The 20391-nt window shown below is 62.8% G+C and carries 14 protein-coding genes; 13 read left to right on the top strand and 1 reads right to left on the bottom strand.

Translation table 11 applies throughout. The features are described from left to right. Entirely contained in the window at positions 1-906 is a 906-nt protein-coding gene (locus EC912_RS14755; RefSeq protein WP_132145392.1) for an AraC family transcriptional regulator, read from the bottom strand. Between the two features lie 186 nt (positions 907-1092). On the opposite strand from EC912_RS14755, the gene EC912_RS14750 reads away from it, so the two are divergent. The 13 genes from EC912_RS14750 to EC912_RS14690 all read left to right on the top strand — a co-directional run bounded on the left by EC912_RS14750 (position 1093) and on the right by EC912_RS14690 (position 20369). Then, entirely contained in the window at positions 1093-2136 is a 1044-nt protein-coding gene (locus tag EC912_RS14750; protein ID WP_132145390.1) for an NAD(P)-dependent alcohol dehydrogenase, read from the top strand. A 172-nt stretch (positions 2137-2308) separates the two neighbouring features. Then, complete coding sequence (locus EC912_RS14745) at positions 2309-3157, top strand: HpcH/HpaI aldolase/citrate lyase family protein (RefSeq protein ID WP_132145388.1); 849 nt, start codon at positions 2309-2311, stop codon at positions 3155-3157. 20 nt (positions 3158-3177) lie between these two features. Beyond that, positions 3178-5616, top strand: coding sequence for a sodium:solute symporter (locus EC912_RS14740; RefSeq protein WP_132145386.1), 2439 nt, complete (start codon positions 3178-3180; stop codon positions 5614-5616). A gap of 326 nt (positions 5617-5942) precedes the next feature. Further along, positions 5943-6833: a LysR family transcriptional regulator gene (locus EC912_RS14735; RefSeq protein WP_132145384.1), complete on the top strand. Its 891-nt coding sequence runs from the start codon at positions 5943-5945 to the stop codon at positions 6831-6833. Between the two features lie 283 nt (positions 6834-7116). Continuing rightward, on the top strand, positions 7117-9369 hold the full coding sequence (locus tag EC912_RS14730) for a TonB-dependent receptor (RefSeq protein ID WP_132145382.1): 2253 nt from the start codon (positions 7117-7119) through the stop codon (positions 9367-9369). A 70-nt stretch (positions 9370-9439) separates the two neighbouring features. Next, positions 9440-10741: a serine hydrolase domain-containing protein gene (locus EC912_RS14725; protein WP_132145380.1), complete on the top strand. Its 1302-nt coding sequence runs from the start codon at positions 9440-9442 to the stop codon at positions 10739-10741. Then, positions 10738-11682, top strand: a complete 945-nt coding sequence (locus tag EC912_RS14720; RefSeq protein WP_132145378.1) for a ribokinase — start codon at positions 10738-10740, stop codon at positions 11680-11682. Before EC912_RS14725 ends, EC912_RS14720 begins: the two co-directional genes overlap by 4 nt. 30 nt (positions 11683-11712) lie before the next feature. After that, positions 11713-13902: a formylglycine-generating enzyme family protein gene (locus EC912_RS14715; RefSeq protein ID WP_132145376.1), complete on the top strand. Its 2190-nt coding sequence runs from the start codon at positions 11713-11715 to the stop codon at positions 13900-13902. Then, entirely contained in the window at positions 13902-15734 is a 1833-nt protein-coding gene (locus tag EC912_RS14710; protein ID WP_243649302.1) for a glycoside hydrolase family 127 protein, read from the top strand. The genes EC912_RS14715 and EC912_RS14710 overlap by 1 nt, the downstream gene beginning before the upstream one ends. Before the next feature lie 112 nt (positions 15735-15846). After that, positions 15847-17043, top strand: coding sequence for a CaiB/BaiF CoA transferase family protein (locus tag EC912_RS14705; RefSeq protein ID WP_243649301.1), 1197 nt, complete (start codon positions 15847-15849; stop codon positions 17041-17043). 65 nt (positions 17044-17108) lie between these two features. Beyond that, complete coding sequence (locus tag EC912_RS14700; RefSeq protein WP_243649300.1) at positions 17109-18011, top strand: TolB family protein; 903 nt, start codon at positions 17109-17111, stop codon at positions 18009-18011. Positions 18012-18133: 122 nt separating this feature from the next. Beyond that, positions 18134-19627 carry a methyl-accepting chemotaxis protein gene (locus tag EC912_RS14695; RefSeq protein WP_132145372.1) on the top strand — a complete coding sequence of 498 codons (1494 nt, stop codon included), beginning with the start codon at positions 18134-18136 and terminating at the stop codon, positions 19625-19627. A 34-nt stretch (positions 19628-19661) separates the two neighbouring features. After that, positions 19662-20369, top strand: a complete 708-nt coding sequence (locus tag EC912_RS14690; RefSeq protein ID WP_165973620.1) for an MHYT domain-containing protein — start codon at positions 19662-19664, stop codon at positions 20367-20369. Positions 20370-20391 lie beyond the last annotated feature (22 nt).

Genomic DNA, 20391 nt, shown 5'->3' with positions numbered 1-20391 from the left:
TCAGTGTGTGTCCAGGCCGCGGATGCGCTCGATGTCGCGTAGCGGCGGCAAGCCATACAGGCGGCCATATTCGCGACTGAACTGCGACGTGCTCTGATAGCCCACGCGATAGCCGGCCGTTCCGACATCGAGCTTTTCCAGAAGCATCAGCCGTCTCGCCTCGTGCATCCGGAGCTGCTTCTGATACTGCATGGGCGTCATCGCCGTGACGGCTTTGAAATGGTGATGGAGCGACGACACGCTCATGCCCACGCGTTCGGCCAGCTCGTCCACCCGCAGGGGTTCGCGAAAATGGTCGCGAAGCCACGCGATACTTCTGGCGATGCGGTTGCCCGGGCTGTCGGCCACGGCGATCTGGATCAGTTGCGCACCGCACGGACCGGTCAGCAAGTGGTAGAGGATTTCCTGCTCCGCCAACGGCGCGAGCGCGGGAATGTCTTCCAGTCTGTCGAGCAGCCGGAGCAATCGCAGCGTGGCATCCAGCAGTCCGGGCGACGCGATATTCACCGCGACACCGAGTCTGTCGGTGGCGGCAAGCGCGCGATGGGGGATGCTTATCCGGCTCATCAGGTCAGCCAGCGCGTTGCTGTCGATGGACATGCCCAGACCCATATGCGGCTCGTCCTCGCTGGCCTGCGTGACCTGCGATACCACCGGTAGTTCGAGCGACACCAACAGGAAATCGCCCACGCCGTAGCGATAGGTCTCGTGACCCAGCGTGATGCTTTTCTGGCCCTGGACAACCAGCGCGAAACAGGGCGACTGCGCCACGTGCAGGCACTGGCTTGGCGACGAACGGCGGCTGAAGAAAAGCGAGCCGATAGCCGTGCCCGTATAAGTTTCGTCCGTGGCATAACGGGCAATGATGGAAGCGATTTCCAGAAATGGCCCGGACTGGGGATTCATCCACATTTACCTGCTATAGAGCGATTTATTCGCCGGCTCCATCGTATCCGGTTTGCCACGGCGGCATACCGGGAATTCGCCCGTTTGCAGGATCGTGCATGAAACATGGAGGATGCGGATAACGGTGTTTGTGTTGCGGGGATCAGGCTCTCAGCCCAGTCCATGACACCCCGGAGCGAACCCAAGATGACAACGGCCAAAGCCTATGCGGTATCCGCGGCGCGGATGCCTCCGCGCCCCTTCACGATCGAACGCCGCGCGCCACGCGAGGACGATGTCGTGGTCGACATCAAGTACTGCGGCGTATGCCACACCGATATCCATCTGGCCGCGAACGACTGGGGCAACGCCATTTATCCCATGGTTCCCGGGCATGAGATCACGGGCATCGTTTCCGCCGTCGGTGGCAGCGTTACGCGGTTCAAGGTCGGGGATCGCGTCGGCGTGGGCGTATTCGTGGATTCGTGTACCGCATGTGCCGAACGCGATCGCGAACTGGAGCAATACCGGCCGGGTCTGATCGGGACGTACAACGCCATCGAACCCGGCAGCGACCTGCCGACCTACGGCGGCTATTCCGACCACATCGTCGTGAAGGAAGGCTATGTCCTGTCCATTCCCGACAACCTCCCGCTCGACGCGACGGCACCGCTGCTATGCGCCGGTATCACGCTTTACTCGCCACTGCGCCATTGGAAAGCCGGTCCCGGCAAGCGCGTGGCCATCGTTGGCATGGGCGGTCTGGGGCACATCGGCGTCAAGCTCGCCCATGCCATGGGCGCCGAGGTCACGGTGCTGAGCCAGACGCTTGCCAAGCAGGAGGATGGGCTTCGGCTGGGGGCGGATCATTACTTCGCGACCGCCGATTCGACGACCTTCGAAACGCTCGCCGGCACATTCGACCTCATCGTCAGCACCGTTTCCGCCGCGATGGACTGGAACGCCTATCTCGGATTGCTGGCGATCGATGGCGCACTGGTGCTGCTGGGTGCGCCGGCAGAGCCTGTCCCAGTCAGTGCGTTCGCAATCGTGCCGCAGCGTCGCACGCTGGCGGGGTCCATGATCGGTTCCATCAAGGAAACGCAGGAGATGCTGGAATTCTGTAGCCAGCACAACATCGTTTCCGAGATCGAGCTGATCGATATCGACCAGCTTGAGGAGGCTTACGAGCGCGTGCAGAAGAGCGATGTCCGTTATCGGTTCGTCATCGACATGGCATCGCTCAGATAGGTAGCTGACCGTGGGTTAAGTCGTGGCACCACGCCCCCTCACCGTCGTTCCTGCGCCCGCTGCCCAATCAATAGAAAAACTATCTATTGAACATGCCACCCGTAGTCGATCCGCATGGTGTCTTGCCGCACACTGCGGCTCATGACAAGGACAACATCCGACAGGCGACTCTATGCGTAGCAAGCTGTTCGTGCCGGGGGCGCGGCCGGAATTGTTCGCGAAGGCGCTTGCCGGCCAGGCCGATGCTCTCTCCTTCGATCTGGAGGATTCGGTCGTTCCCGAACTCAAGAGCGAAGCGCGGCAGCAGGTCGCCGAATTCGTGACAAGAGACGCGGTGCGCACTGCCGCCAAGGTCATCATCGTCCGCGTCAATGCACCGAAGACGCCGTACTTCGAAGACGACGTGCGTGCGATGGCGCGCGATGGCGTCACCTTGCTCAACCTGCCCAAGATCGAGTCGGTGGCGGCATTGCTCCGCGCAATCGATGTGCTGGAATACGCCGAGGTGGCCAACGGCGTCACGACACCTATCCGTCTTCTGATCAATGTCGAGACGCCCAGGGCGCTCGCCCGCGCCGCCTCGCTGGCATCCGCGCATCCACGCGTTGCCGGGTTGCAGCTGGGGCTGGGCGACCTGTTCGAGCCGAATGCCATCGACCGGCGCGACAGTGCCAGCGTGCACGCCGCGATGTTCGCGGTCAGGATGGCGGCGGCACAGGCGGATATCTTTGCTATCGACGGCGCCTTTGCCGATCTCGACGACACAGCCGGATTCACGGCGGAGGCACAGATGGCGCGCAGGCTGGGTTACATCGGAAAAAGCTGCATCCATCCTTCGCAGGTGGCGCTGGCCAACGCGGCGTTCGCGCCTTCGGACACCGAGATTGCGACGGCACAGCGGATCGTCGCCGCGGCACGCGAAGCGAAAGATGCCGGTCGTGGCGCCTTCGTGGTCGACGGCAAGATGATCGACTTGCCGTTCCTCAAGCGCGCCCAGGCGATCGTGGCAGCGGCGGAATGACATTTTCGTCGCGGAGCATCATGCAAGTCGATCCTCGGAAAACGATCCGCCCGACCTTCTCCCGGCATGGCCTGCGATGGCTTGCCGCCATCTGCATGGCACTGGTCGTCGCACCGGCTGCCGCCGATAGCCTGACCCCTATGCGCAGCGTCGCGTTGCCTGCGATCGAAGCCACTGGCCGGATCGATGGCATCGCGGCCATCGACGGACAAGCGGTCGCGATACTGGAAAACACGGCATGGCGCCTGGACGATAAGGGCAACGCGTGGCGGCCCATCGCATGGAAGTCCGGCACGGCGCCTGGCGACATCGCCGCACTGTTCGGCGATGGCAAGCGGACCTATGCACTCATCGGCGCGTCGCGATCCGGTGCCATCGCCAGCGTGGCCAGAGTCCAGCTTGCCGGTAGCGAACTGTCGTTGCAGCCGCTGCCTCCGTTGCCGGTGCCGCTATCGGCGGTGCAGGGCGCGTTGAGTGGAAACGTTATCTATCTCACCGGGCAATCCGGATCGAAAATCCAGTTGCTGCAGATGATGCTGGATGCCGAACGTCCGACCTGGTCGACGGTCGATGGATGGCCTCAGGCGGTGCCGGCGACATCGCTGGTGGTACAGACCGCCGGCGTGTTCGCGACGGTGCCCGATGCGACCGATGGCCACGAGCGGCTATGGCGCTGGTCCGCCAGCACCGGTTGGGTGGCGCGTGGCGTGGTACCGGGCGTCGTGGTTCCCGGTACCGGCCGGGCGATGGGGCAGGCGCACGTGCTGTATCTCGTGCGCGATGCGGCGAACGCACCGGTGCGCGCGATGACCTTCCAGACCATTACCGGGTCGTGGGCGACGCTGCCCGGCGTATCCATCGGAAATCCTCTGGCGTCGGCATCATGGCAGGACGGCTTGCTATGGGCGGCGCCCAACGCGGATGGCAAGCGCATCGAGTTCGCGTCCGCGCAGGTGCAGTCCAGCAAGTTGCTGCTGAGGTGGCTGGACTGGATCGTGATCGTCGTCTACCTGTCGGCGATGATCGGCATCGGGCTGTATTTCTACCTGCGCGAGAAGCGCGGTTCCACGTCGAGCTTTTTCGTCGGTGGCCGCAGCATCCCCTTCTGGGCCGCGGGCGTCAGTCTCTACGCCGCCAACACCAGCTCCATCAGCTTCATCGCTATTCCGGCCAAGGCATTCGAAAGCAACTGGCAATACCTCACCAACAACCTGATCGCCGTGTTCGGACTGATGTTCGTCGCGGTATGGATCGTGCCGCTGTTGCGCAGACTCGATCTGATGTCGGTGTTCTCGTATCTGGAAACGCGCTTCCATCCCGCGATCCGGATGCTAGCCAGCGCGCTGTGCATCCTTACCCAGATCGGCAGCCGCATGAGCGTAATCCTGTTCCTGCCGGCGCTGGCGATCGCCACCATTACCGGCATCAGCGTCACCTGGAGCGTGATCCTGATGGGCGGCTTCACCATCATCTATACCGCGATGGGCGGGATGAAGGCGGTAATCTGGACCGATTTCGTGCAGGTGATCGTCAAGATGGGCGGGGCGATCTTCGCCATCGGCTTCATCGTGTGGAGCCTGCATGGCGGCGTGGGCGAGTTCATGGCCACGGCGATGGCCGAGAATAAGATGCACGTGTTCGACTTCAGTTTCGATCTGACGAAGGCCACCGTCTGGGGCTTCCTCTTCCTGGTGCTGTTCGACGTGGTGCTCACTTTCCCCAAGGATCAGGTGCTGATGCAGCGCACCTTGTCGACCAAGTCGGACAAGGAAGCCGGGCGTTCGATCTGGGCGTTCGCGGCGATCATGATTCCGGGTGGCTTCGTGTTCTACCTGATCGGCACCGCGCTGTTCGTGTTCTATAAGGCACACCCGGAACGCATGAATCCGTTGCTGCCCATCGACGCGACGTTCCCGCTGTTCATTGCCGCCGAATTGCCGATGGGTGTAACCGGGTTGATCGTCGCCGGCATTTTCGCTGCGGCGATGGCCACGTTGTCCGGCATCATGAATAGTGTCGCGACGCTGATTTCCGTGGACTTCTACGACAAGCTGGTCAAGGACCCCTCGCAGAAGAAGAGTGTGTTCTTCGCCGAGATGATGACTGTAGTGGTGGGGTTGATCGGTATCGGTGCAGCGCTATTGCTGTCGCGTTTCGACGTGCATTCGTTGTTCGACGTGTCGATCGAGCTTGCCGGTCTGCTGGGTGGCGGCTTTGCCGGTGCTTATACCCTTGGCATGTTTACGCGCCGTGCCAACGCACCGGGTGTGGCCATCGGTATCGCGTCCAGCATCTGTCTGACCTTGATCGCATGGACGTTCCATCTGGTTCACCCGTACTTCTATCTCGCGATTTCAATCCTTCTGTGCATCGTGATCGGCTACGTGGCGAGCCTGTTCTTCCCGGCGCCGACGCGTTCGCTGAAGGGTCTGACTATTTATGCGGATGTGGAGGAGTAGCACCGCATGCATTATTGCTGCCCGATCCTCCCCATCGTCGTTCCGGCGTACGCCGGAACCCGCGTCGAGGCGTGCGGTCGTCGCGGCCGCGTTCGGCGCTTTCGCGTCGGATCGTCGGTGTTTGGGCTCGCCCTACGTGGTCGCTGCGGACCCCGGCGTGCGCCGGGGTGACGGTGAGGGCGATGAAGTCGCGAGGCACCTTTAAGGTGCGGAGGCATCCCGCGTTCCAGTGCGCGCCGGAATCCGCCCGGATGTCACCCTTACCAACGGCCATGGCAGGCTGCTCCGGCCTCGTGTAGCCTGCTTCACACGTCAAGCGAGTCGCCGTGGAAACCCAGTTCCTCAATACCTTCATCACCATCGTCGACCAGGGCTCCATGGCGGCCGCGGCACGCGTGCTGAACATCACGCCGGCGGCCGTGGCGCAGCAGATCAGGACGCTGGAGCGCGAGATCGGCGCCACCCTGATCGCACGCGTCGGCCGTACCGTCAGCGTGACCGAGGAAGGCTCGCGCATCCTGGCTCGCTCGCGCGACTTGCTGCGCAACGTGGCCGACCTGCGCAGCGTCGCCAACGAAAGCGGGGTCTCCGGCGAACTGCGCCTCGGCGCCTGTCCGACCGCACTGGCCGGCATGTTGCCCGACGTACTCGCTCGCATGGTCGCGACCTTTCCGCAGATCAACGTCTTCATCAAGCCTGGCTACTCGGTAGACCTCTACCGCGCGGTGGAGACCGGCGACCTTGATGCGGCGGTGGTGTTGCAGGCACCCTTTCCGTTGCCCAAAACCTGCGAATGGCAGTTGTTGCGCGAAGAGCCGCTGATCGTGCTCGCGCCGAAAAGCATGGCCGACCGGGATCCGCACGAACTGCTCGCGACACAACCGCTGATCCGCTACGACCGCAATCAATGGGGCGGCCGTCAGGCCGACGAGTACCTGCACGCTCGCGGCATCGTTCCGCACGAGCGCTTCGAACTGAACGCACTCAACGCGATCGCCGTGATGGTCGACCGCGGACTGGGCGTGTCGTTGGTGCCGGATTGGGCGCGACCCTGGCCGGAAGGATTGCAGCTGGCGCGCATTCCACTTCCCGATGCTGCGGTACCGCGTCGTATCGGCATCGTGTGGTCGCGTTCCAGCGTACGCGTCCGGCTGGTGACGGTACTGCTTCAGGAAAGCCGAAAAGCCATGCAGGCCATGCAAGCGAAGTCGCGCTGACGTCCGCGCACTATCGCGAATGCACGACAACAATGCTGCATCGCGACAAACTTTTGCTTCGTTCGTAAGCAACAAAAACTAGTCTCTGAACATAGTCCGCATCGGTTCTATGCGGAGGGTGAAGCGCATACGCTCACTCGTGAAATAGCACAGGGTTGTTGGGACGCCGGGGAGGGCGCCGCCAGACAAAGACGCAGCACATCGTCCCTAGCGCATCGCACGCGACGCGCCGGGCTGGCCATCTGGCCAACCCGCAGCCATCAGCACACCATTCGGACACCACATGAGAAAGCCACTATTCGTAGCGATCAGCAGCATCCTGCTGATCTCCGTCATCGGGGACAGCGTGCATGCGCAAAGCGCCACGCCCGCCAGCGATACCAACCCCGATACATCGAAGGACGCCAAGAAAAAAGAGAAGGCCGCGGTCAACCTGGAACAGGTCATCGTGACGGGTACGCGCACCCCGAAGGCGATCGACGAGATCCCCGGTGCGATCACGGTGGTGTCCAAGGAAGAGATCCAGCATACGTTGCTGGTAACCGAGGATGCGACGGCCGTACTGGCGCGGACCGTTCCGGGCTATGCCGAATCGTCGCAGGCGATGAGCAACACTGGCGAAACGCTGCGCGGACGCATCCCGCTGCGCTTGTTCGACGGTATCCCGCAGGGCTCGCCGTTGCGCGAAGGTACGCGCAACGGCACGTTCACCGATATGGGCGTGATCGGTCGCGTCGAGGTAATCAACGGTCCATCCGCATCCGAAGGTATCGGCGCCGCGGGCGGCATCATCAACTACATTTCCAAGGTGCCGACCAAGGAAGGCAACGAAACCACGATCACCACGCGCTACCAGACCCAGGGCTATAGCGACAGCGGCGGCTGGAAAACGGGCGTGACCTTCGCGCGCAAGCAGGAGTCATACGATGTGCTGGCCGCGGCGTCGTATATCGATCGCGGCATTTCCTACGACGGAAACGGCCGCCGCATTGGCATGAATACCAGCGGTTCGCTGGCCGATTCCACGTCGAAGAACCTGTTCCTCAAGGCGGGTTTCAATTTCGGCGAGAACAACGACCAGCGCCTGCAGGCGACCTATAGCCGCTTCAAGATCACCGGCAAGGGCAACTACATCCAGGTGATTGGCTGTCGCGGGCCGACCGACGATCCTCCGTGCGCCGTGCCGCATACCAATACCTCCGAGAAGGGACAGATCTTCGGCTCCAAGGACGCGTTCAACGACTTCAAGCAATACAACGTGCAGTACACGAACAACAAGTTCTTCGGCGGCTCGCTGGATATCAATATCTACAAGGCCGACCAGGCGATGCGTTACCTGCCGGAGAACACGGAAGACAAGCAGGACCCGTTGATCGCGCCCCTGAACACGTTGTTCGACCAGTCGGAAATTACCTCGCATAAAAAGGGCATCCGCACGTCGTGGACACGGCCGGATATCTTCAACATCACCGGGCTGGAACTGCATACGGGCGTCGACGTGACCAAGGACGAGGCCCAGCAGCGGCTGGCGCTGACCAATCGTCTGTGGGTGCCGCCGATGAACTACAAGGGCGTCGCACCGTATGCCCAGTTGTCCTGGGATATCGGGCCGTTGACCTTCAGTGGCGGGTACCGTCGCGAAGACGACAAGCTGGACGTCAAGAGTTACACCACGACTTACTACCGCAATCGCGTCTTCGTTCAGGGCGGTGGCGTGAAGTACAAAGAAAACCTGAAGAATGCCGGCGCGATCTGGCGCATCACGGACGAGTGGTCGCTGTTCGGCTCATACAGCGAAGGCTTCACCCTGCCGAACATCGGTATTCCGCTGCGTAACATCAACGTGCCCGGACAATCCGTCGATCGCATCAGGGATCTCAATGCGATCATCTTCAAGAACAACGAAATCGGCTTCAACTGGCGCGGCCAGCACGGTGCCTTCGGCGCGACGCACTACATTTCCAAGTCGCCGTTCGGTGCGTCGCTGGCTATCGACCCGCACACCAGCGACTTCATCCTATCGCGCGCACCCGTGCGTATCGAGGGCACCGAGCTGACCGGCGAATGGCGTTTCGACGACCAGTGGAAAGTCACCGGACTGTACTCGCGCATTCGCGGCAAGACGGCGTTCTGGTCGGCCGATCCGGCGGGTCGTTATGGCTCGGGCGGGCTGAACAAGCCGATGGGCGTGCTGGACATCAATCCGGACAAGTTCGCCGCGTCGGTCACCTGGAAATTCCTGCCCAATGCCGACGCTACGCTGGGCTCCACCACGCTGTTCAATCGTCACATCTCCGGCAACGACGTGCGGGCCTACGACGGCGCGAAGTTCAGCTACGAAGAACAGACCCATGGCTACACGCTGTTCGATCTGGGCGTGAACTACGACATGCAGCAACATGGCAAGCTGTCGCTCGGCGTCGAGAACCTGCTGGACAAGCAGTACATCCTCAGCTGGTCGCAGCTCGCCGGCTACCAGAACTATTGGGCCGGTCGTGGCCGCGTGACTTCGCTGACGTATTCGATCACGTTGTGATCCGGGCGTGACGGACGACCGATCCGGCGCCCGCTACCCGGGGCGCCGGATCGGTGACAAGGAACCATCGATGATCGGATTTCGCAGAGGCAGGGACTGGACCGGCGCGGTAGCGGTCATCCTGCTATGCCTCGCATCGGCGCGGATGACGGAGGCTGCGGTGCTGCCGGAAGCCACTCCCGAATCGCAGGGCCTGTCGGCCGTGCGTCTTCAGCGGTTGCATGAGTACATGCGCAAGGCCACGGATGCCGAAGGGTATCCTGGCGGCGTGTCGCTGGTGATGCGCAACGGCAGGATCGTCGACTGGCAGGCATATGGGTATCGCGACATCGCGCGCCACGACGCCATGCGCAAGGACACGATCTTCCGCATCTATTCCATGACCAAGACGGTGACGTCGGTCGCGGTGATGATGCTGGTGGAAGAAGGCAAGATCACGCTCGAAGATCCGGTATCGCGCTACCTGCCAGGATTTTCGACGCCGCAGGTCTTCGCCGGTGGGAATGCCGATGCACCGCGACTGCGACCAGCCGCCAGGCCGATCACCATCCACGCGCTGCTGACGCACACCGCGGGCTATCCGGCCAGCCTCAAGGGCGACGAAGAAGCGGTCAAGCTGATGGAGCGTACCGATCCGCACGGCGCTTCCGACCTGCGCGGCTTCGCCGAACGCATGAGTCGTGTTCCGCTCGCCGCCGATCCCGGCACGCGCTTCGGTTACGACGGTGCGTCGACGGAACTGCTGGCGCGTGTGGTCGAGGTGGCATCGGGGGAATCGTTCGAAGCGTTCCTGCGGCAGCGCATCTTCGATCCGCTGCGGATGCCCGACACGGACTTCAGCGTACCGGTGTCGCAGCGTATGCGCGTGGTCGACATCACCACCATGGACAAGAACGGAAAACTGACGATTGCGGATGGCGCAAGCGCCGCGCATCCGGGCGAACCGCTCAATGCCTATACCAGCGGTGCCGGCGGGCTGTACTCGACCGCGGGCGACTATGCGCGTTTCGCGCAGATGCTTCTCAATGGCGGCACGCTGGATGGGCAGACCCTGCTGGGGCGGAAGACGGTGGAACTGATGATGCAGAACCACCTCACGATGCTGAATCCTCCCGTGACCCAGTTCAGCGACGCCGAAGGTTTCGGTATCGGCGGTTACGTGGTGATCGATGTGGCGAAGCGCGGCCAGCTCGGTTCGCTGGGGCAGTACGGCTGGACCGGCGCGGCGTCGACCTATTACACCATCGACCCGAAAGAGCATCTGGTGGCCATTCTCATGTTGCAGCACCTGCCGCGCGACGACGTCCCCAAGGATCTGCCGCGCATCAGCCGCAATTTCTACAATCTTGTTTATCAGGCGCTTTTGCGATGACGACACCGCGTACGGGCACCGTATTGGTGGCCGGTTCGGCCAATCTGGATTTCGTGGTTCGTGCATCCCACGTACCCGCGCCGGGCGAAACGGTGCTGGGCCACGCGTTCGAAACCATGCCCGGAGGCAAGGGCGCCAATCAGGCCGTGGCCAGCGCGCGGGCAGGCGGCGCCGTCACACGCATGTTGCTGGCGTTGGGCGACGACACTTTCGCTGTACCGATCGAAGCATCGCTGCGCGACGCGGGCGTCGAACTCGACATAATGCGCGCGCACGGCCAGCCGACGGGCGTCGCCTTCGTCTGTCTATCGGATACCGCCGAGAATGCGATTACGGTCGCCCCCGGCGCCAACAGCCTGCTTGAGCCCGGACACCTGCCGCCGCTCGCGGGCGTTACGCACGTACTGCTGCAACTGGAAACGCCATTGGCGAGCGTCGAGGCATGGGCGCGTGCGGCACGTGCCGCCGGTGTCGCCGTCGTGCTCAACGCTGCCCCGGCGCGGACATTGCCCGCGAGTCTGCTGGCGGATGTCGACATACTCATCGTCAATGAAAACGAGCTGGCCACGTTGACCGGAGTGGAGGATATCGCCACGGGCATGGACAGGCTCGACGTCGCCTGTCTGGTGGTCACACTGGGTGCGCGCGGATGTTGCGCACGCATGGGCAAGCAGCGATTTCTTCAAGCCGCGTTTGCCGTGCAGCCTGTGGACACGACCGGCGCGGGCGACACGTTCTGCGGCACACTGGTCGCCGCACTCAGTCGCGGTCTGGCCTTCGGGCAGGCGCTGCGTCGTGCCGGCGCCGCCTCCGCACTGGCCTGCACGCGGCTGGGCGCGCAAGCTGGGGTGCCCGCGCACGACGAAGTCGAACGTCTGCTCGCGGCCGATAGTCCGGATGCCACCACCGAAGACCTTGCCATCTATTGCAGCTTCGCCTGACCCCGATACCTTCCGAGTCCGACGCATACCATGACCAACCGTTCCGACCTTCCCAGCGATGCGGCATCCACGGACGACGCGAACGCGCCGCGAGTGAAGACCGAATACAAGTTCTCGCATGTCACCACCGGCCGCTACCTGCCCACGCCAGGCAAAGCACCGGGCTGGCCGTTCGCCGAGATCGGGCACTGGAAGATGGACGTCGACGGCACCGTCGACGACTGGGTCGCCGAGCTGACCGACTGGCGGCGCGAACATCTCACGCGTATCGGCTACGACGATGCGAACTACCGTCGCCCGGAACTGCAATGGGCGCAGCGCAACTTCGTGCATGCGCAGATGATGGTGGAGGATCGCTACTTCTACGATCCGGTGGCCGGGCGATATACGGTCGACCGCTATCTCGACGATCTGGAAGCGCGCTTCGGCGGCATCGACAGCGTGCTGATCTGGTTCGTTTATCCCAACATCGGTATCGACGACCGCAACAAGACCGATCTGGCGTACGACCTGCCGGATGGCCTCGACGGCCTGCGCGGTGCCGTCGACGATTTTCACCGTCGCGGCGTACGCGTCTTCCTGCCCACCATGCCCTGGGACAACGGCACGCGCGAAGCCGGACTGAACGACTGGCAGACCATGGCGCAGCTGGTCAAGGCGGTTGGCGCGGACGGCATCAACGGCGATACCTACAACGGTGTGCCTCGCGCGTTCTTCGATGCGTGCGATGCGGTTGGCCGACCGGTCGTGTTGCAACCGGAATCCACCATCAGCGCCGAGGAACAGCTGATCTGGAACGTGCAGAGCTGGGGCAAGAAAGCACCGAACGAGGTCGTGCCGCCGGTCGCGAAGTTCAAGTGGCTGGAGCCTCGCCACATGATCAACTATGAGAACCGTTGGGGCCGCGACCGCAATCATGACCTGCAATACATCTTCTTCAACGGTATCGGTTACAACGCCTGGGAAAATGTCTGGGGCATCTGGAACCAGCTCACGCCGCGCGACGCGGAATCGCTGCGACGCATCGCCGCCATCGAGCGGCAGTTCGCGCCGGCCATGGTCAGCATGGACTGGCGACCCTACGAACACACGCTGCAAGCAGGCGTGTTCGCCAGCCGTTTTCCGGTCGATGCGTTCACGCTATGGACGCTGGTCAATCGCAACGAATACGCCGTGGACGGCGAGCAGATCGCGGTACCGCATCGCGAAAGCACGCGCTATTACGACGCATGGAACGGCATGCCTTTACAGCCGCGATACGACAACGGCCGCGCCGTATTCGATTTCGCGATGGAAGGGCGTGGGTTCGGTGCGTTGCTGGCCGTGGCCGAAGGTGTCGACATCGAGGGTCTGGACGCCTTCCTCGCCAACATGCGCAAGCTGGCATCGGTTCCACTGAAATCGTTGTCGAACCAATGGCAATCGCTGCCGCAGCAACTGAAGGACATCGCGCGCACCGCGCCGGCCGCCACGGCACCGGAAGGTATGGTGGCGATTCCCGCGGGCGACTTCGATTTCGTCGTCGGCGGTGTCGAGATCGAGGGGCAGACGTGGGAAGGAAACGACGTGCAGTATCCGTGGGAGAGCAGCGCACGGCGCGGCCACCGGCGACGGATGAGCATGCCGGCGTACTTCATCGATCGAACGCCAGTGACCAACGCGCAGTACCGTGCATTCCTTGACGCCAGCGGCTGGCGTCCCGGCGATGCGCACAACTTCCTGCGCGACTGGCGCGACGGTGTGCCCCCGCCGGGCTGGGATAACAAGCCCGTGACCTGGGTGTCGATCGAGGACGCGCGCGCTTACGCGGAATGGGCGGGTAAACGCCTGCCGCACGAATGGGAATGGCAATACGCCGCACAAGGCACCGATGGCCGGCGCTACCCGTGGGGCGACGCGTGGAACGATGCGATGGCGCCGGCACCGAATCGCGGTCGGACTTTGCGCGCGCCGGACGATGTCGATGCACATCCGGCGGCGGCCAGTCCGTTCGGCCTGCTGGATCTGGTCGGCAACGTCTGGCAGTGGACCGACGAGTACGAGGACGAACACACGCGTGCGGCCATTCTTCGCGGCGGCAGCAGCTATCAGCCGCAGACATCGCACTGGTACTTCCCGCAGGCGTACCGGCTGGACGAACACGGCAAGTATCTTCTGATGGCGCCGTCCAAGGATCGCTCGGGCTGCGTCGGTTTCCGATGTGTCGTGGATGCCGCCTGATGCATCCGACGATACAGTTGCGCGGCCTTCTCGGTGACGCGCTCGATGCCAATCTGCACGGCCGGCTCTCGCATTTCGTCATCGACGAGCACAGTCCGGCGATTGCGATATTCGCACCGGAAAGGCGTCGGGAAAATCGCGAAGGCGACTGGTATGGCGAGCACGCCGGGAAATGGCTTTATGCCGCCGCGAAAGCGGCCGCCCGAAGTGGCGATGCGGTCCTGCGCGCGCATGTGCTGCGCGTGGCGGACTATCTCGTTTCCACACAGGAAGCCGACGGCTATCTGGGTACCTACGCGCCGGACCGCCGCTTCATGCGCCCGCAGCCGCCCAAGCCCGGAACCTGGGACGGTGCGCCGAGCGTACGCACATGGGATATCTGGACACACGCGTATCTGGTGATCGGATTGCTGGAAGTGCACCGGCACTTTCCGGCGCCAGGCTATCTCGATGCCGCACGCCGCATCGGCGACCTGTGTCTGCACACGCTGACCGAGGGCGGGATCGACATCACCGAACTGGGCAATCATTTCGGCCTGTCGGCGACGGTCTTGATGGACCCCGCCGTGGAGTTGTATTTCGCAACCGGCGACCGCCGCTATCTGGACCTTGCGCAACGGGTGTTGCGGCAGGCGGACAGCCATCGCGATCTTGCGCTGCTGACGCATGCGTTGGCTGGCGTCGATGCATCCGGCATTGCCACCGGCAAGGCGTACCAGCTGGCATGGAACCTGGTCGGTCTGGCCAAGCTGCACAAGGCGACGGGCGACGATGACTATCGACGCGCGGTGGATCACGTATGGCAAAACATCCGCGAGTACCATCTGACACTCGGCGGTGGTCCGTGGGGTGGGGTGGCGCATCGTTCGCGCGAAGTCTTCAATCCTGCCGGGGTGTTCAGCCCGTACGGCTACGTCGAAACCTGTTCGACGCTCGCGTGGATTCAGTTGAATCGCGAATTGCTGGCGATTACCGGCGATGCGAAGTACGCCGAAGAAATCGAGCGCTCCGCCTATAACGACCTTCTCGGCGCGCAGGCACCGAACGGCGAAGACTGGTGCTATTACGTGTTTCCCAACGGACGGCGCGTACACACCACGTACTGGCGTTGTTGCAAGTCCAGCGGAGCGATGGCGCTGGAAGAGCTGCCCGCCATCGCTTATGTGCAAGCCGACGACAGCATGACGATCAATCTCTACGGACCTGGCGAGGCGACCTTCGCGTTGGCGGGTGCGGGAGAAGTGCGTGTTGCACAGGACACGGTATACCCGTATCCCGGCGACATCCGGTTAACTATTTCAGCAGAGCGCAAGGCTCGTTTCTCCGTGAAGTTGCGCATCCCGTCATGGGCGGAAGGCGCAACAGTCACCGTGAACAACGAGGACGTCGGCGTAGCGATCGTTCCTGCTCACTACGCCGTGATCGAACGCGAATGGCGCAGCGGCGACGAGATCGTGGCGCGGTTCCCTGCGCGGCCGACGTTGCATCGTGCCGTCAATCGCAATATTCAGGAATCGCGTGCGCCCGATGGCAGCGAAGTGCGGCAGGAAGTGCTGCATTTCGAATATGCCGCTGTTACATGCGGTCCTCTGGTCTACGCAACGGACCTGATCGACGGATTCAAGGTCGAGGAAACGCTGCGTTTGCCGACGGGGCCGAGAGATAGCTGGCTGACTCTGTTGCCCGCGTCATCCGGAGAGGTGCCACGTATCGCACTGGATCCCGGCTATCGGGCGCCTCTTACATTTACGCCCTATTTCGCCACGGGCGGCCGTGTCGACGGTGCGTGGCGCCTGACCTGGCTGCCGCTGGCGCCGAAGAGGTTGGAATAACGCCGTTGCATGGGCATCACAAAAGAATATGTGCTGCCAGAACATATCAACGGTACCTGTTTCTTTAGGGGAGCCTGTTGCAAAGTGACTCCAGCAACGGGTATCGACCTTCATGAACGAGCAGCGTATGGACACCTTTCCGACTGAGTCGAAAGAAGCCCGCAATGGTCATACCGGCCCACTCGCCGGTGTGCGCGTGCTGGACCTGAGTGCTTATATCGCCGGTCCCTACGGCTGTACGTTGCTCGCCGATCAGGGCGCGGACGTCATCAAGATCGAGCCCCCGGGCGGCGACAACCTCCGTCAGTATCCATCGACGCTGGCGAGCGAGAGCCGTGCTTTCCTCGGTGTGAATCGCAGCAAGCGCGGCATGGTGCTTGATCTGAAGCGTGCCGAAGATCACGCCACACTGCTGAAAATGGTGCGCGATGCGGATGTGCTGGTACATAACTTTCGGCCCGGTGTACCCAGCCGGCTTGGCATCGATCACGACCGCCTGAACCTGATCAATCCTCGCCTGATTTATTGCGCTGTCACCGGCTACGGCGAAGAAGGGCCGATGAAGGACAAAGCCGGTTACGACCAGGTGTTGCAGACCATGACCGGCATGTGCGCGCTGCAAGGCAAGCGCGGCGGACCACCGGAAGTGATCTACGGATCGGTGGTCGACTACTACGCTGCGGCGTTACTCGCTTCAGGTGTTTCGTCGGCGCTGTACGAGCGCGAACGTAGCGGGCTGGGTCAGTTCGTTGGCGTGTCGTTGTTGCGCAGTGCGCTGACCATGCAATCCGCACGCATGATCTGGGCGGAAGGCGAATCGCTCGACATCGGTCGCGACATGCGATCCGGTGGCGTCACCGGTATCCATCCGACGCGCGACGGCTACATCTATATTTCAGCCAACACGCCAAGGTTCTGGAAGGCATTGTGCGAAAAGACCGGTCTGGACCGGCTGCGCGACGATCCCCATTACGACACGGTGCGCAAACGCGCCGAACGCTATGCCGACATCGTGCCGCAACTGCACGAAGCCCTGGCCGCGCACAGCGCCCTCGAATGGGAACGAATTTTCGGCGACGACGTGCCCAGCGCCGCCGCGCGGCGCATCGAGGACATGTTCGACCATCCGCAGGTACTCGCTGAAAGGATGGTGTCGACCTTCCAGCATCCCGCCGTAGGCAAATATCGCGGCGTGACCCATCCGATCAAATTCGGCCGCACGCCGGGACCGGCCTCGTTCGCGGCGCCGACGCTGGATCAGGATACCGGCAGGATCGTGAAGGAGCTTGAGGACAGCCGCGAGGGGTGACCCCGGCGGATGTCGCGATTGCGATACCATCGCGGCAACCATCCTTGGGGTTTCCGGCGATGTCCATGAAACGTTGTCTGGCGATCCTGCTCACGGTTCTGGTGCCGACGTGCATGGCCAGCGAAAACCACCCGGAAACCGTGTGGGCGTGGACTCCGGCTGGCGTATCCAGCAATCAGTTCGAATCGCATCCCGCATTCGATCCGATGACTGGCGACCTGTACTTCGTGCGCAGTTCGAAAACGTTTTCCGGCTGGCGAATCCTCACCTCGCATTGCGACGGAAAAGGATGGACGCCACCCGTGCCGACACCGTTCTCCGGCCCGGGCACGGAAGCCGATCCCTGGTTCACCCCGGACGGCCATACCGTTTACTTCATCTCCACGCGGCTCACGGGGAGCATGAAGAGCAACGATCTCGATATCTGGAAAGCGGACAGGAGCAGCGACGGAAAGTGGAAGGCGCCGGTCCGTCTTCCGTCGCCGGTTAACTCGAGCGAAGCCGAGTGGTTTCCGCGACTGGCACCCGACGGCTGGCTGTACTTCGGTTCGAATCGTCCGGGCGGCCTCGGCAAGAACGATATCTGGCGCGCTCGCGAGAACGGCGCCGGGCAATGGATCGTCGAGAACGCCGGGCCTGCTATCAATACGCCGGGAGACGAGTACGAGCCGTTACCTTCGGCCGATGGAAAGCGACTGATCGTGATGGCGGACGGCGGCCTCTATGAGTCGCGAATGGGCCCGGAAGGCTGGTCGCCGAAAGTGAAGCTGGGTCCCGAGGTCAACGTCAACGGCTCGGAGATCGGCGCCGTGTTCTCGCCCAGCGGGAAATCGCTGATGTTCGCGCGGGACACGGGCGAACCAAAGTCCGGCGAGTTTTTCGTCTGGCATCCGGACGGTCAGGAGTCGTGGCCGCCGACGTGTGGTGGGGCGGGGCGCAAGGCGCCGTCATCCGGCAGCAACCACTAGCGCAACCTGCGAACTGGCACGGGTTTGACAGACAGCCTTGCCGATTACGTGCAGCGGTTCCTCTCAAGCCCTCCTCGAGTACTGCCGATATTTATCGATGGACTCAGGGGCGGGGGCTCGTGATGCGATACACGATCAAATTACGTATGGGGGCGCGGCTCACTCTGATGCTGCTGTTCCTGATGGCGGTCAGTCTGGTCGGCATCTACGGGATCGAGCGGGCCAATGCAGGCACCGACCAGCAATATCGGGAAGACGTGCTCGAGTTGGGTGCCCTGGCGCGTTTGCTTGGCGCGCTTAACCACCGGGAAGATTCCCTTCGCGCCATGGCATCGGGCACGTTGCCGGTTACGGCCGATGATGGTCTGTCGTCGCTCTCTTCCGTCGACCGTGGGGCCCTCGAAACGTTCGCCAAGCCATGGGATGAGCTGTCGTCCCGTCTATCGCAGGCACATGCCAAGGGTGACCTCGCTACGGTGAGCAGGCTGGCGGCCGGGGAAGCGGCACCGCTGCTTCACGATTACCGGGCGGCGGTCGAGCACACCATCGAACAACGTCTCGCGACTGCCCAGGCGCATCACATCGAACTCAGCGAGCTGGGGCGTCGCATCCGCAACATCGCACTTGGTGTCGTGTTGGCCGGATTGCTGCTGGCCGTAGTTAGCGATGGCGTGTTCGTGCGTTCCGTGACGGCACGCATCCGCACGGCACTTGAGCTTGCGCGTACCGTAGCCAGTGGCCGTCTCGACAACCAGATTCCCATGCTCTACAGCGATGAGATCGGCGAACTGCGCGCCGCATTCCGCGAAATGGACGAGCATCTGTCCGTAGTGATCCGCCGCGTGCGGGGTAGTGCGGACGCCGTCAACGTTACCTCGCGCGAGCTTGCTTCGGGTAACGGCGAGCTGGCCGCGATGATGAGCGAGCAGGTGGAATCGCTGGGACAGACCGCCATCAGCATGGGCGCGATGGCCCAGACCGTCAGGCGGACCGCCGACAACGCCAGCGAAGCGGATCGTCTGGCGGCCACTGCTCGCCAGCAAGCCGAGCGCGGCGGCGAAGTGATCGTGCAGATGACTCAGGCCATGGATGCGATCGATCTTTCCAGCCGACATATTGCCGACATCACGGGTGAGATCGACGGCATAGCTTTCCAGACCAATCTGCTCGCGCTGAATGCCGCCGTCGAGGCCGCGCGTGCTGGCGAACAGGGGCGTGGTTTCGCGGTAGTCGCCGGTGAAGTGCGCAGTCTGGCCCAGCGCAGTGCCGCGGCCGCACGCGAGATCAAGCGCCTGATCGGCGAAAGCCAGGTGACCGTGGCCGACGGTGCGCAACTGGTTACCCGCTCCAGCGAAGATTTCAAGAACATCGTGCGCAGCGTGCGCAAACTCAGCGATATCGTTGGCGAAATTGCCGCGGCCAGCGAACACCAGGCCGCCGACGTCACTCAGGTCAGCGCCACCGTCACGCGTATGGATGCCAGTACGCGCAAACACCACCAGCAGGTCATGGGCGTCAGTCGCGCGAGCAACGAACTGCTCGAACAGGCCAGCATGCTGGCGGGCGAGGTGGAGTACTTCCATTTCGCGAACGAGCAACGCGTCGAAACCGTCTGACCCATCCACCTCAACCAGATTGCGGGACGCACGCATGGATAAGCATTACGACATTCTGCTGGTCGTTTACTCATTCGTTATCGCTTCGCTCACGGGGTACTGCGGCATCGAGATGACCTCGCGCGTGCGCAGGGCCACCGAGAATAAGTGGGTATGGATCGGTGCGGCCGCGGTTGCGTTTGGCACGGGCGTATGGGGCATGCACTTCATGGGCATGGTTGCCCTGATGCTGCCTGTGCCGGTGACATTCGACACGGGAATCACCTTTGCCTCGTGGGCCGTGGCGGTGCTGGTCAGCGGCATCGGCTTCTACGTCATCCGCAACGGCGTCCGCGTTGGCTCATGGCTGCTGGCTTCCGCATTGATGGCGACCGGCGTCTGCCTCATGCACTACGGCGGCATGTACGCGATGCAGATGGGTGACGGCCTGACCTACCGTCCGGTGCTGTTCTGGATATCCGCCGCCATCGCATTCGGGGCAAGCGCCGCAGCGCTGCTGATCATGACGTGGCTGCGCGACAGCGAACGCTGGCCGGGTATCCTCGCGCGACTGGGCGCCGCGATGGTGATGGGGCTGGCCGTAACCGGCATGCACTACACCGGCATGGCCGCGGCGATCTTCGGACCGGGTGCGTATTGCTCGCCTGCGAATGGGTTGAGCAACGCCGCGACGATCCTGGGGCTGGTGATCGGGGCGACCGCCGTGGTGAGTATCTCGCAGTGGTCTGCGTTGCTTCGTTGAGTGGGCAGGGGAGTAGGTGGCC

The sequence above is a fragment of the Luteibacter rhizovicinus genome, assembly GCF_004342265.1.
In the GTDB taxonomy this organism is placed as follows: domain Bacteria; phylum Pseudomonadota; class Gammaproteobacteria; order Xanthomonadales; family Rhodanobacteraceae; genus Luteibacter; species Luteibacter rhizovicinus_B.
This window is presented reverse-complemented; position numbering and strand designations above follow the sequence as displayed.